16 protein-coding genes and 1 riboswitch are annotated in these 13,464 nt (G+C 43.7%); of the genes, 11 read left to right on the top strand and 5 right to left on the bottom strand.

Annotated features, from left to right (window positions below; all coding sequences use genetic code 11):
* Window positions 1–14: 14 nt before the first annotated feature.
* On the bottom strand, window positions 15–836 hold the full coding sequence (locus tag A9176_RS04225) for a hypothetical protein (RefSeq protein WP_077282195.1): 822 nt from the start codon (window positions 834–836) through the stop codon (window positions 15–17).
* A gap of 99 nt (window positions 837–935) precedes the next feature.
* Window positions 936–1,038: riboswitch (SAM riboswitch) on the top strand.
* 96 nt (window positions 1,039–1,134) lie between these two features.
* Between A9176_RS04225 and metK the strand changes: the two genes are divergently transcribed.
* Window positions 1,135–2,292 carry a methionine adenosyltransferase gene (gene metK, locus A9176_RS04230; protein ID WP_077282196.1) on the top strand — a complete coding sequence of 386 codons (1,158 nt, stop codon included), beginning with the start codon at window positions 1,135–1,137 and terminating at the stop codon, window positions 2,290–2,292.
* A 32-nt stretch (window positions 2,293–2,324) separates the two neighbouring features.
* Complete coding sequence (locus tag A9176_RS04235; RefSeq protein ID WP_077282197.1) at window positions 2,325–3,263, top strand: ADP-ribosylglycohydrolase family protein; 939 nt, start codon at window positions 2,325–2,327, stop codon at window positions 3,261–3,263.
* Window positions 3,264–3,304: 41 nt separating this feature from the next.
* Here A9176_RS04235 and A9176_RS04240 read toward each other — a convergent pair whose 3' ends face one another.
* The 4 genes from A9176_RS04240 to A9176_RS04255 form a co-directional block, all read right to left on the bottom strand.
* Window positions 3,305–4,234: a diacylglycerol/lipid kinase family protein gene (locus tag A9176_RS04240; RefSeq protein WP_077282198.1), complete on the bottom strand. Its 930-nt coding sequence runs from the start codon at window positions 4,232–4,234 to the stop codon at window positions 3,305–3,307.
* A gap of 70 nt (window positions 4,235–4,304) precedes the next feature.
* Window positions 4,305–5,822 (bottom strand): phosphoenolpyruvate carboxylase, encoded by a 1,518-nt coding sequence (ppcA, locus tag A9176_RS04245; protein ID WP_077282199.1) that lies wholly within the window; start codon window positions 5,820–5,822, stop codon window positions 4,305–4,307.
* Between the two features lie 162 nt (window positions 5,823–5,984).
* Window positions 5,985–7,667 (bottom strand): ribonuclease J1, encoded by a 1,683-nt coding sequence (gene rnjA / locus A9176_RS04250; RefSeq protein WP_077282200.1) that lies wholly within the window; start codon window positions 7,665–7,667, stop codon window positions 5,985–5,987.
* Window positions 7,668–7,670: 3 nt separating this feature from the next.
* Window positions 7,671–7,883 (bottom strand): DNA-directed RNA polymerase subunit epsilon, encoded by a 213-nt coding sequence (locus tag A9176_RS04255; RefSeq protein WP_010000105.1) that lies wholly within the window; start codon window positions 7,881–7,883, stop codon window positions 7,671–7,673.
* Window positions 7,884–8,036: 153 nt separating this feature from the next.
* Between A9176_RS04255 and A9176_RS04260 the strand changes: the two genes are divergently transcribed.
* From A9176_RS04260 to A9176_RS04300, 9 genes are all read left to right on the top strand, one after another.
* Complete coding sequence (locus tag A9176_RS04260; protein ID WP_077282201.1) at window positions 8,037–8,582, top strand: TIGR00730 family Rossman fold protein; 546 nt, start codon at window positions 8,037–8,039, stop codon at window positions 8,580–8,582.
* 24 nt (window positions 8,583–8,606) lie between these two features.
* Window positions 8,607–9,074: a MarR family winged helix-turn-helix transcriptional regulator gene (locus A9176_RS04265; RefSeq protein ID WP_077282202.1), complete on the top strand. Its 468-nt coding sequence runs from the start codon at window positions 8,607–8,609 to the stop codon at window positions 9,072–9,074.
* Between the two features lie 94 nt (window positions 9,075–9,168).
* Window positions 9,169–9,729: an elongation factor P gene (gene efp, locus A9176_RS04270; protein WP_010000108.1), complete on the top strand. Its 561-nt coding sequence runs from the start codon at window positions 9,169–9,171 to the stop codon at window positions 9,727–9,729.
* A 148-nt stretch (window positions 9,730–9,877) separates the two neighbouring features.
* On the top strand, window positions 9,878–10,339 hold the full coding sequence (locus A9176_RS04275) for an Asp23/Gls24 family envelope stress response protein (protein ID WP_010005610.1): 462 nt from the start codon (window positions 9,878–9,880) through the stop codon (window positions 10,337–10,339).
* Entirely contained in the window at window positions 10,339–10,755 is a 417-nt protein-coding gene (gene nusB / locus A9176_RS04280) for a transcription antitermination factor NusB (RefSeq protein WP_077282203.1), read from the top strand. The genes A9176_RS04275 and nusB overlap by 1 nt, the downstream gene beginning before the upstream one ends.
* 119 nt (window positions 10,756–10,874) lie before the next feature.
* Window positions 10,875–11,672 (top strand): TatD family hydrolase, encoded by a 798-nt coding sequence (locus A9176_RS04285; RefSeq protein ID WP_077282205.1) that lies wholly within the window; start codon window positions 10,875–10,877, stop codon window positions 11,670–11,672.
* The gene (gene rnmV, locus A9176_RS04290; RefSeq protein ID WP_077282207.1) at window positions 11,665–12,246 is read left to right on the top strand and encodes a ribonuclease M5; all 582 of its coding nucleotides are present in this window, start codon (window positions 11,665–11,667) and stop codon (window positions 12,244–12,246) included. The genes A9176_RS04285 and rnmV overlap by 8 nt, the downstream gene beginning before the upstream one ends.
* Window positions 12,230–13,117: a 16S rRNA (adenine(1518)-N(6)/adenine(1519)-N(6))-dimethyltransferase RsmA gene (rsmA, locus tag A9176_RS04295; protein ID WP_077282209.1), complete on the top strand. Its 888-nt coding sequence runs from the start codon at window positions 12,230–12,232 to the stop codon at window positions 13,115–13,117. The genes rnmV and rsmA overlap by 17 nt, the downstream gene beginning before the upstream one ends.
* Before the next feature lie 103 nt (window positions 13,118–13,220).
* Window positions 13,221–13,454: a Veg family protein gene (locus A9176_RS04300; RefSeq protein ID WP_029509599.1), complete on the top strand. Its 234-nt coding sequence runs from the start codon at window positions 13,221–13,223 to the stop codon at window positions 13,452–13,454.
* Window positions 13,455–13,464: the final 10 nt, after the last annotated feature.

Here is a 13,464-nt window from a genome sequence, read left to right on the forward strand (position 1 = left end):
ACCATCACGGTTTTTTAACGATAGATGAGAAGTAGGGATAAAGCAAACATTAAGACATACCCCATATGTTGCCAGCTACCGATTTTGGCTTTGACAAATTGTAAAACAAAGGCCAGTAGACTAAAGAGGATGACAAAAATCGTCCCGATACCAATCGCATGGCTAAACACCGTGACCCAAAAGAGGCCAAGGGTTAGGATACTTAACTTCCGACCATCAGGATTGGGCATAATGATGGGGGTAAAGAAGAAGCCAAAACCAAACAGCATGGGTAGTAGTTGATTGAGATAACGATGCGTGACAAAGCCGTTTGAAATGTAAAAGATGGTAACAGGGACGGCATAGGTTGCCAAAACACTTAAAAGCACTAAACCTAACCAATTTTGTAAGCCTAACCACTGTTGTTGTAGCACGATAAAGAACACGCTAAGCAGGAGTAACAACAAGAAAATCTCGTGTCGTGTCTGGATGAGCGAACTAAAGGTCAGTAAAATGCTCACGCCTAGGAAGGCATAACTCAGCAAACTACGTAAATTTTGGGTAATCAGCAGTGTAATCCCAATGGCTAAGGCCAGGGTGTAGCCAAATAATGGCACTAACTGCCAAGTCACAGTGGTTTCGGTTAACGTCTTGGTATGTAGCAGTGGCTGACGCCACCAAATGAGATTTAAGCTCAAAATAATAACCACGAGTGGGGTCCATTGGCGCCAGTCTAAAAAATTCACTGGGTGAAAGTTTTCATAGGCACGGCGTTCGCGCGGATCAGTCGTGATGCGTCGGGGCATGGGGCGACCGTCTGGTAATTGATGTGATTGTAAATGATTTGGATAAGTCATATTGTTATTGTACCTTAATTTGCCGGGCCTGCGTAGCGTTTTGGTCACAAGAATTTGCAATCTAGTGGTGATTTTGTTATGCTAAAGATACAATTTAAACAGCTATCAAGAGCAGGCGAGTGATACAGCACTTTGACCCTGCACCAACCGGCAAAATATGGCAGCATATTTTGTCACGGTGGTCCATCTGTACAGATAGTCGTCACGTTAGCGCGTTCCGACTTATCCGTTGGGAGGCGCTTTTAATTTGCGACCGTGTAGCTTTTTATTTTGAAAATTGAAGGAGGTCATGTTTATCATGACAAAGTATTTTACCTCAGAATCCGTTTCAGCTGGTCATCCCGATAAGATTGCTGATCAAATTGCAGATGCCATTTTGGATGCTGTTTTAGCACAAGACCCTTATGCGCGCTCTGCCGTTGAAGTGACAACATCAACCGGTGATGTCTCGATTTTTGGCGAATTATCAACCTCTGCTTACGTAAATGTGCGCCAAATTGCGATGGATACCATTCGTGAAATTGGCTATAACCAAGCGGAACTTGGCTTTACGGCAGATTCTGTGAACGTTTCTAACCGCATTGTGGAGCAATCAGGTGACATTGCGCAAGCAGTTGACAGCGCAGATGATGATCCAGAACAATTGGGTGCTGGAGATCAAGGCATGGTCTTTGGCTATGCCACCAACGAAACGGCTAATTATTTACCGTTAACATTGGCCTTATCACATCGTTTGATGCGTCAAATTCGCGATGTCCGAGAAGCTGGCACATTAAATTACTTGCGTCCCGATGCTAAGGCAGAAGTGAGTGTGGAACTGGATGATAACAACCAAGTGACACGGATTGCGGCAGTCGTTTTGTCAACGCAACACGATGAAACAGTCACTTTGGACCAACTGCGAGAAGATGTCCGTCGGTTAGTGATTGATCCTGTTTTGCCACAAGAGTTGGTTGACGATGAAACGATTTACTACATTAACCCATCTGGTCGTTTCGTTCTTGGTGGTCCACAAGCAGATTCTGGTTTGACAGGTCGTAAGATTATTGTCGATACTTATGGTGGGGCGGCCCATCACGGTGGTGGCGCATTTTCTGGTAAGGATGCTACCAAGGTCGATCGCTCAGCGGCTTATTTTGCCCGTTATGTGGCTAAAAATCTGGTGGCTGCCGGTGTTGCTGATAAGTTAGAATTGCAAGTTGCTTACGCAATAGGTGTGGCACAACCTGTGTCATTAAACATTGAAACTTTTGGCACAGCTAAAATTGACGAAGACAAGATTCGTGACATTACGGCACAACTCTTTGATTTCCGACCTTTGGCCATCATCAATCATTTAGATCTCCGTCGCCCAATTTACAAGCAAACAGCCGCGTTTGGTCACTTTGGCCGGACAGATATCGATTTACCTTGGGAAGCATTGGATCAAGTCGACAAGATTAAAGCATTGATGTAAATGCTGGTATTTTGAATATGTTAGAATAGGGTATGGCTAAAAAGCAAGCGACAATTCAATTTTTAATGTTTGGTATTGCGGTCGGTGAGAGTATGACCGTGCTATCCAACAGTGAACAAAGGGCCTTACTGTCCGATCCAACCCATTTTAAGCAAGAGCTACGCTGGGGGTCACATACGAGTTTGTCATTGACGACCGTTGCGAGTTTGTCACGTGGTTATCAGTTAACTGACGTGATGAATCATTTCCAAAATTGGTATAAAAAGCACCAATTTGCACCCGAACGAACGCGTCAACGCATTGATGTCGTTACTAAAAAGGCGATGGATAATTATAGTAAAAATCGGGACACGTTGGCTTCTGGTATTTTAGAAGACGTGGCGGATAGTGAAGATATTTTAGTTCGGATGTTACCCGTTGCATTATATTTGCATCATGAATATGGCGTGTCGTTTATTAATGATGAATCCGCCATGTTGACCCTACATCGCATTGCAGGCTTAACGCATAATGCAGAAGGTGCCTTGGTGAGCGTGGGGATGTTAAGCCTTATTGTGAGCCAGATTCTTGAAAAACAACCCATTCGGGATGCCGTGGAAAACGGCTTGGCCTTTGGCTTTGAATATTATTCTCGCCATAAGGTTTTTGAATCAGAATTAAACGCATTTGAGGAACTTAACTTGCCGGACTTTGCTAATATTCCGGTTGGTAACATCGTGTTAGATGGTCGCAGTGCCAGCACATTAGAAGCGATTATTTGGTCGTTATTAAATAGTCAGAACTATACTGAAGCGATGAAAAATGCCTTTATGCACGGCCACGCCAATAGTATTGTGCCAACGGTTGTTAGTGCCATTGCAGCTATTATTTACCAAGAAGATTTGGTCATTCAAGCTAGTGAACATTTGACATCACGGAAGTTGATTGTCAGTGTGACCAACCAAGCAGAACGTTTAGGCCGTTTTAATTAAGAAAAAGCGTTATCTCTATTGTTAATAGAGATAACGCTTTTTTAGAGCCAAAATGGATAGGATTGATAATCAATGGTCAAACCAAAAGTACTAGGTTGCAATGTTTCACCATCAACTTGGCCTGGTTGCATGTCACGAACGTAAATTTGTGTGCCGTGTTGGAGCGGGATAGTTGTCACATTTGGGTGAGCAAGATGACTACCATCCTTTTTTAAGGCCATAAATAATTTTAGAAACTGGAGAAATGTCATCTTTTTGGCGATGACGAGATCGAGACCTTCCTGAGTTAAGTCAGCCGTTGGGAGTAGCGCAATGCCGCCACCGAAAAAGGGTTGGTTGGTAATCGTCACCAAAAACGCCTGAGTAAACTGTTGGTACTGATCGCCAGTCATGACAGTCATTTGGAAGGCTTGTTGTTGGAAAAAAGCAGCTAAAGTTGTGGCTAGATAACTGAAGTGTCCTAACCCTAGACGGTTCAGCCGTTTTTTCCAAGGTGATTGGTTGGTGTGATCAACCACTAACGCATCAAACCCAATGCCCAAATTGTTAATGAAGTATCGCGTTGTCTGATACAGCCCATCATCTGTCATCCGACCGACATTGAGTTGCTGGGGCTGGGTTGTCTGTTTAAGATGATACAGCGCCTCGCTGGCCGTCCCTAGGTGCGCTGCTCGGGCAAAGTCATTACCCGAACCAAGTGGGATATAGGCTAAGGGAATGGGGGCTTCACGTTGGGTTTGTAATAGGCCATTTAATACTTCGTTTAAGGTGCCGTCCCCACCGATTGCTAAAACAACCGCCTCGGGGTCTGTGACCGTATTAGCGATATTTTTTGCCAATTTGACTGCGTGGCCAGCATATTGGGTATCGGACCAGCGCACGATTGTGCGTAAGTGTTTAATTTGACTGATAATATCGCCGTGTGCTTGGTTACCAGCCTGAGGATTGTGAATCACGTAAAAATTCGGCATGATGGTTATTCTTTCGATAGAAACTAATTTCATTGTAACAAAAAAAGCCCCAAAGGGCTATGTGTGGTGATTATCCTAAGAAGTGGCGGAGCTGCGCCATGCGGTTAATTAAAGCCGTAATGGCAATTGGCGCACCTTCTTTAATTTGCACAACTTGCAAAGCGATTTCGGCATGCTGTTGTTCTTCACGGGTTTTAGGACCAATTTCAAGGTCGAAAATATCTTTGACAATCATAATGTCGCGTTCAACATCAGCCCAAGCAGGACTTTGTGTCTTCAAGATTGCGAGTGCATCGAGATTGACAAAGCGGGCGAGTTCACGGAAGTCATCCTTCATACTTGGGTAATTCCGGACAAACGCTGACAGATGATCAGCATTTAAGTTTTCAAGGGTACGGCCAAAGCCGATGAATTCTGGTGGCACACCGATTGAATAAAAGGCACCGGTGAAGTTGATGGCACGTGGTAATTCAATACCGTCAACAGAACGTGAGTAACCTAAGACACCAACGTGTTGGCGACGGTCACGACGCTTTGGGAAGGCCTTGAAAATCGGTTGCATATCAGGCACCAATTGGTCTAGTGTGTGCGCATAAAATTCAGCTGATTCTTCAGCGACTTCGGCTAAGATCTTTTGGTCAGCAGCTGAAATCTTTAATGGTTCAGCGGTTGGTAACTTTTCCTTTAGTTCGGCAATCGCTTGTTGGACATCAGCAATTGGGAAATCATAGCGGAAAGCAGACTGAACTGTTGCCGTACGAACACCAGGGAATTCTTTGACGTAACGATCAATACGGTGTGGTGACAAGCCACCACGGAAAATCGCTGAACCAGTCCCTGAAATTGGATAAATTTCAATGTTTTCTTCACGGGCAAATTCATGTAAGCGCGCAATGGCTAACTTGTTACCCGTAATTGAGCTCATGAAGCCAGCTGTCAACGCTGAATCAGATCCAGCCAGGAAAACACGCATATACTTTGGTCGGAATCCAAAATGTTCTTCATGCAACTTGAGGTAGTCTTTCAAAATTTCTGGTGCGTGAAGTTGGGTGTCAAAATCCTCAAATAGGGGAATAATTTCAATATAAGGGGTGTTTTTATCTGAACGGGTAAACTCAACTGACTTAAAGTTGGCTAGCTTTTCAAACAAAACTTGCATCTTTAGCAACTGATCAGCGCGTTGTGCCATTGGCAAAATGGCTTCAAATAGTGGCCGTTGTTCAAAGCCTAAATCATGCGCGAAATCTTCTGAACTTAAAATGGCAGTCATCGCTTGCATCAAGTTATAGCCTTTTTCTTCCCAAATGTTTGGGAAGCGGAACGTCAAGAATTTATCACGACCAATTTGTTGGTCTTTAAAGTAATCATATTCGGTGCTAAATAGGCGATCAATGACGGCAGCATCGGCGTGCTTACCTTCCCAATCCCACATGTATTCATCAACATTTAATTCACTGAAATTTTCAAAAGCTTCGTTCATTTCGCGATAGGCGCTGATAAAAGGTTGTTGGGATGCATCCCAGAAAGGTGCATTCGCATTATCGGGGTGTTGCGTACCCATAATCGTAGGGATTTTTCGTTGTGTCATGATGGCTCCTTCATATTGTACTTCTACTATTGTAGCATATTGGGCTCGGTTTAAAAATGTTAATGTCAAGTTTTATACGTTGACCTCTGCATAAAAGAAAATAATGTTCGGTATTTATCGATTCAAGGCAACAAAAAACACCCACAAGCGGGTGTTTTGTCGTTAGACCATGATCAACATTGGTAAGATCATTGGCTTACGTGCTGTTTCACGATACAAGAAACGTGATAAGTCATCAATAACGGCTTGACGAATATCAGCTTCAGTGGCGTTAGCGTTATTCATCACACGACGCATCGTGCCAAAAATAATCCGACGACCTTCATTAATTAAATCACCAGACTCACGCATGTAAACAAAACCACGTGACAAAATATCTGGGCCAGAAAGAATTTCTTTTTTCTTTAAGTCAATAGTTGCCGTCACTACGACCAAGCCATCTTGTGAGAGCTTTTGACGATCGTGCAGGACAACTGATCCGATATCACCGATACCTGAACCATCAATGTAAGTGTCTTCGCCAGGGAAATGTCCCGCAATACGGGCATTTTCGCCATCAAGCGCTAAGACATCACCATTTTCCAAAATAAAAGTATGGTCTTCAGGGATATCGAGTTCGTGTGCCAATGAGGCATGAACTTTCAACATCCGGTATTCCCCGTGCACGGGCATGAAGAACTTTGGCTTCATGAGGGCTAACATCAACTTTTCTTCTTCTTGGCCACCGTGACCAGAAGTATGAATGTTGTTGACCTTACCATAAATGACATTAGCACCGCCTTCTTCCAGTTTGTTAATCACTTCATTGACTGAAGCGGTGTTACCTGGAATAGGAGATGATGAGAAAATAACGTTGTCATTTGGCTTCAAGCGAATTTGCTTGTGCGTTCCTTCAGCAATGCGAGCCAAAGCGGCCATCGGTTCACCTTGTGAACCAGTTGATAAAATCAACAGTTCATCATCAGGGATATGCTTAATCTCAGATTGTTCAACCAGCATGTCATCTGGAATGTTCAAGTACCCTAAAGCACGACCATTGTTAACAGCTGATTCCATTGAACGACCAAAGACAGCGATCTTACGCCCATGAGCAATCGCAGCATCAGTCGCCATGCGGACACGGTTCATGTTTGAAGCGAAAGTCGCAAAAATGATACGACCCTTTGTAATTTTGTCAAAAATTCGGTTAACCGAATTGGCCACCCAGGCTTCTGACTTGGTCCATTCAGCACGTTCAGCGTTGGTTGAATCACTCATCATGAGCAAGACACCTTTTTCACCAAGACGCGCCATTGACCACAAGTTAGGTGGCTGCTTTGTTGTTGGTGTGAGATCGAACTTGAAATCACCAGTTTCAACAATTGTCCCAACTGGGGTGTGCACCGCAACACCAAATACATCAGGAATTGAGTGGGTTGTCCGGAAGAATTCAACACTTAATTTATCAAATTCAAGGACAGTCCCATCCGTAATCTCGTGTAATTCAACGCGATTGAGGAGTTGTTTTTCTTCGATTTTGTTCTTAATTAACGCCATTGCTAGTGGTCCAGCATAAACTGGGACGTTAACAGCTTGTAAAAAGTAGGCGATTGCACCGATATGGTCTTCGTGTCCGTGGGTGATAACCAGTGCTTTCACGCGATCGATATTATCGACTAAATAAGTATAGTCGGGAATAACGTAATCGATACCAAGTAGTTCATCTTCGGGGAACTTAATACCCGCGTCAACAACGATGATTTCATCTTGATACTCAATACCATACGTATTCTTACCGATCTCGCCTAAACCGCCTAGCGCATAAACGCCGACTTCGTTTGGTTTAATATCTACAGAATATGTCATAGTTTAGAATGTTGTGATTTCGAAGTTTGGGTTAGCTTTTTCGTAAGTCAATGCCTTATCTGAAAGTTCTTCGATAAATTCAACGTTGTAGTTGGTGTTGTCTTCAATAATTTCCCGTGCTTGTGGCAAGCTTTCTGCCGACAAGTAGAGTGAAAGGGTTGTTTCACGCTTGGGATTGCGTTCAGGATGTTCCTGGTAATAAACTTTGTAAATCATAATGCCTCCAAAATATCGTTAATTTTTTAATTTGTCACGAACGAAAACCTATATTATAGTGTACCACATAGCATGCAAAAACGGGAATGTTGTCGGCCTTATTACTTGATTATTCCCATTATCATTGTTAAATTGATGTAGGGGAGCAAAGAAATGGCAGTCAAATCGATTACAGTTTTTATGGGATCGCAACTCGGCGCAGATCCAGAATTTACAACAATTGCTACAGCGTTGGGTGAAGCACTCGCCCAACGGCAGCTCACACTTGTTTATGGGGGTGGGCGAGACGGGCTCATGGGTGTTACGGCGCGAGCCGTGATGGCCCATGGTGGGCAAGTCATTGGTGTGTCGCCACACAATTTAGCAGAAGAGACGATACCGGCAGCTGACATTACAAAGTTGATTACCGTTGAGACGATGTCTGAACGCAAAGAATTACTGATGTCACTTGGTGATGCGTTTATTGTTTTACCGGGTGGATTTGGCACACTTGAGGAATTAGCCCAAGTGTTGAGTTGGGCAAGAATTGGCTTACATCACAAACCACTCGTACTATTAAATGTGAATGGTTACTATGACCATTTGTGGGATTGGATAGCAGATAGTGTAACGGCTGATTTTGCCGTACCAACGGACTTAGCAGCGGTGCGGTTATACCAAAGTGTTGACGACGCGTTGCGCTATCTTGCTACCATTTGAAGGTATGAGAACAGGGGAAATCATATGCCAGAATACACAATGTTAGCCGATTTTATTCGGGTTTACATGTCATCACTAAAACACATGGAAACCATGCTCTCACAGCCAATGCGTGAATATGGGCTGTCTTTTGAGCAGTGGTTGATTATGGCATCTATTGCGCGCAGCGAAACGCCGTTGACATTAACAGAAATTGCGGCTGAACGTGACGTAACCAAAGGCGCCGTTGGCCGCCAATTAAAGCCGATGCTGGCGTTATATTTTGTGGTGCAAACGCCAGATGAAAACGATCGACGGCGCATCCTCCTTTCCTTGACACCAGAAGGGCAGCGCATTGAGGCGGAGTTGACGAAGCGCGTACGCGCCCGTGGGAAGGCCTGGATTGAGGCATTTGGTCTTGAAGAATCACGTGATTTATTAAAGGATATTCATCGTTTTGATGAGTTGATCATGAAACCGGCGCTCAATGGGAAAAACATTGAGAAATCGTGAGGGTTGTGGTAAAATTTTATTTTGTATGAAGACTGCATCATAGGCGGTTTTCTGGTATAATAAACTAAATTATTTATAAAAGAGGATATTGATCATGGCAATTGGCATGAATGATTTAAAGAATGGTTTGACAATTGAGTATTCAAACTCAATTTGGCGCGTTTTGGATTTCCAGCACGTTAAGCCAGGAAAGGGTGGCGCATTTGTCCGCTCAAAGTTGAAGAACTTGCGTACAGGCGCTGTGAACGAAGTGACTTTCCGTCCTGGTGATAAGTTCGAACAAGCTGATATCACAACACGTCCAATGTCTTACTTGTTTGCTGAAAACAATGGTCGTGTCTTCATGGATGTTGAAACTTACGAACAAATTAACTTGCCAGATGACAAGATCGAAGCTGCTTTGAAGTTCTTACTTGAAGGTATGGAAGTTAAGATCACAATGTTTGGTAACGAAATTTTGGGTGCTGAATTACCATCAACAGTTGCTTTGAAGGTAACGGAAACACAACCAGGCATCAAGGGTGCGACAGCAACTGGTTCAGGTAAGCCAGCAACAGTTGAAACTGGGGCAACAATTACTGTGCCTGACTTTATTAACGAAGGTGAAACAATCATCGTTAATACTGAAGACGGTTCATATAAGGGCCGTGCCTAATTACAAAGTGTGAACTAACACAAGCTGATGGTGCTAACACGGCACAATTGTTGTCATGTTATCCAGTGGCTGCGTGTTGTAGGGAACACAGATAAAAAGTTCCCTAGGGGAACTTTTTATTTTAAAAAATATTTTCGAGGATGACATCATGGCCAGAGAAATTAAGCGTAGCAAGCAAGCTACAAAGAATATTATTTTAGCAACGCAACATACTGTTGCGGGGACAACACAAGTGACGCCAGAAGTCATTGAAGTGATTGCACAAATTGCAACGCAAGAAGTACCAGGTGTTTACTCAATGCGTGGTAAGTTGTCAGATCACTTTACGAACGCCTTTGGTTCAAATGCACGTGGTAAGGGTGTCGAATTAACACAAACTGACGCCGGTTTGATGATTGATGCTTATGTGTTTTTGCAATATGGTGTGGCTGTGCCAAAGGTTGCGCTTGACATTCAAAATGCCATTCAATCTCAAATCACATCCATGACAGACTTAAATGTTGTACAAACAAATGTCCACGTGAGTGGGATTGTGCCAGAAAAAGTATCCAATCAATTTGATCCAGATAATCTATTTGGTGAAACAGAAACAACTGAGGTGGCCGATTAATGGCGAAGTTATCACGACATGAGTCACGTCAAGCAGCTTTTCAGGTGCTGTTTGCCCTTGAAAAAGATCCTAAGAGTAATAACATTGACAATCTTTACGATATCGTCTTAGATGGTAAGGACTACGATGATTATTTGCCACGCCTTGTTAATGGTGTTTTGGGGACAAAAGCAGATCTTGATGCGCATATTACGGCCCATTTGGCTACTGGTTGGGCAATTAATCGTATCAACAAAGCAGATCTTGTGATTTTGCGCTTGGCCATTTATGAATTAAACAATCAACTGGTACCTTATAAGGTAGCGATTGATGAAGCATTAATTTTGGCTAAAACGTTTGCTGATGAAGACGACCGTAAGTTTGTTAACGGATTGTTAAAGCATTTTGCGCCAACTGATACACCCAAGGTCGATTAGATCGTTAAAAGTCGCTTGGCGGCTTTTTTTCTTAAAAACAATTATTGGGTCACGATGACGAGACGACAAAAGAATGGAGGAAAGGATGTTATCCTTTCGGGACAATGTCCAAATAGAAAATGGCAATTTATGATTTAACCAAAACGCCGGCTGACAGTTACGATACACACACGCATCTCAATGATGACAAGTTGTTTCACGATGTGCCTGCTTATATTGGCCGTGCCAACGAATTCCGGGTTATGGAAATGAACATTGTGGGTTATGATGCAGTGGGTAACGCCCGTGCCTTAGAAATTGCCCAAGCGCATGATAATATTTATGCGGTATTAGGTTTCCAACCGGAAGATACGGTTGACTTTGACGCAGCAGCTGCACAAACGCTTGAAGCGCAATTACAAGCAGACAAAGTGGTTGGTGTTGGGGAAACAGGGCTAGATTACTACTGGGAAACAGCGCCCCATGATGTCCAAAAGCAAGCATTTGAAACGCATCTTGCTTTGGCAAAAAAGTATGATTTACCCGTTATTATCCACAACCGTGAGGCGTTTGATGACGTGTATGCCATGTTAAAGGCTAGCGGCGTGACAAAAGGTGTGATGCATAGTTTTTCTGGTACGCCTGAACAAGCGCTAGCGTTTGTTGACTTGGGGATGCATATCTCATTTAGTGGGGTTGTGACCTTCAAAAAAGCAGAAGAAGTGCGTGAAGCGGCCAAAGCGGTACCACTGGAACGATTACTTGTTGAAACAGATGCGCCTTATTTGGCACCAACGCCATTCCGAGGTAAGGATAACGAACCTGCTTTCGTTAAGTATGTCTTGGATTCATTAGCAGAAACGCTTGATATGACCCCTAAAGCATTGACGGAAATCACGCGTACCAATGCGCATCGTCTCTTTTTAAATCATGACTGACAAACCAAAAATCAACGAAATGATTGTGGTTGAGGGGCGGTCGGATACACAAAATTTGGCTCGGGCAGTGATTGCTGACACCATTGAAACGGGTGGCAGTGCCGTGACACCCGATGCCATTATGCGCGCTAAACACGCGGCTAAAACCCGTGGTGTCATTATTTTGACCGATCCAGATTATAATGGGCAGCGGATTCGACAAATCATGTCGGCGCATGTCCCTGACGCTAAGCAGGCTTATATTACGCAAGCTGCAGCTCGGGCGGCAAAAGATAATCCGCATAAGTCACTTGGGGTCGAGCATGCCGAACCGGCAGTGTTACGCGCCGCTTTGGCACAAGTGATGACACCGAAAGTGGCACAAACCAGTGATGTGGATCAACATTTTCTGTTACAACACGGGTTATTAAGTGGTCAGCAGGCACGGTTACAGCGGCAAAAACTTGGTGAAGCCCTACATATTGGCTATACTAACGGTAAACAACTCATGAAACGCTTGCACCAATTTGGCATTACACAAGACCAAATACGCGCAGCACTACAAAGGACACAAGAACATGGCAGAGACAATTGATATTGCAAACCCAACCCGTACCCAAGCGATTTTGACACAATATGGGCTCCATGCTAAGAAAAAGTTTGGACAGAATTTTTTAACGGATTTATCGGTATTACATGGTATCGTCGATACTGCTGAAATTACAGCCGATGATTATGTGATTGAAATCGGGCCAGGGATTGGGGCACTGACGGAACAACTTGCCCGTCGTGCAAAACGCGTTCTGGCGTTTGAAATTGACCCACAAATGGTGGCGGTATTAGCGGAAACGTTGCAACCCTATCACAATGTGACGGTCGTCGAACAAGATATTTTAAAAGTTGATCTCGCGCAAATGATTGCAACTGAATTTGGTGTCGGGGCGCGGGTGAAAGTTGTCGCAAACTTACCTTATTACATCACCACGCCAATTTTGATGCAGTTACTGCGGTCTAACATTGCGTGGGATAATATTGTCGTGATGATGCAACGCGAGGTTGCCGATCGCTTAAACGCGGCGGTCGGGACAAAGGCATATGGTGTGTTGACTTTGACGGTCGCTTATTTTGCCCAAGCAACCCTAGCCATTAATGTGCCGGCGACATCATTTAACCCATCACCAAATGTCGATTCAGCTGTCGTGAAGCTCACACCACACACACCAGAAATAGTAGTTGATCAGCCAGAACGCCTTTTCGGTGTGATCAAAGGGAGCTTTTCACACCGACGTAAGAGTCTTTGGAACAATATGCTGCAAACTTACGGCAAAGACGCTGAAGCAAAAGAAAAAATAACAGCAGCCTTGACGGCAGCCGACATTGCACCATCTGTTCGTGCCGAACGGCTTGATTTAACTCAGTTTACACAGTTGTATTTGGCGTTGCGTGCTGTTGGGTTAACACAATAAACGTATATTTTTTCGATTATTACGTGTAATATACAGTATAATTTGCAATTGCGCGTGTTTCGTGCTAAAATGAGTTAAGTTTTTCACGAAAGGTGGTATAAAAATGCCAAGTAGTTTACAAGACATCAAAACTGAGCTTGATGCCCATGTCGGAGAAGAAGTGACGGTTGTGGCTCAAGCTGGCCGTAAGAAAATCACTGAGCGTAGTGGTGTGTTACGGTCGACTTTTCCATCACTGTTTGTCGTGGAATTAGATGAAGATGCGAATTTTGAACGCGCATCTTATAGTTATACCGACATCTTAACCAATAACATTAACATTACATTTGCCGATTAAACAAAATGCC

This window comes from Leuconostoc garlicum (assembly GCF_001998805.1).
GTDB classification, from domain to species: Bacteria; Bacillota; Bacilli; order Lactobacillales; family Lactobacillaceae; genus Leuconostoc; species Leuconostoc lactis.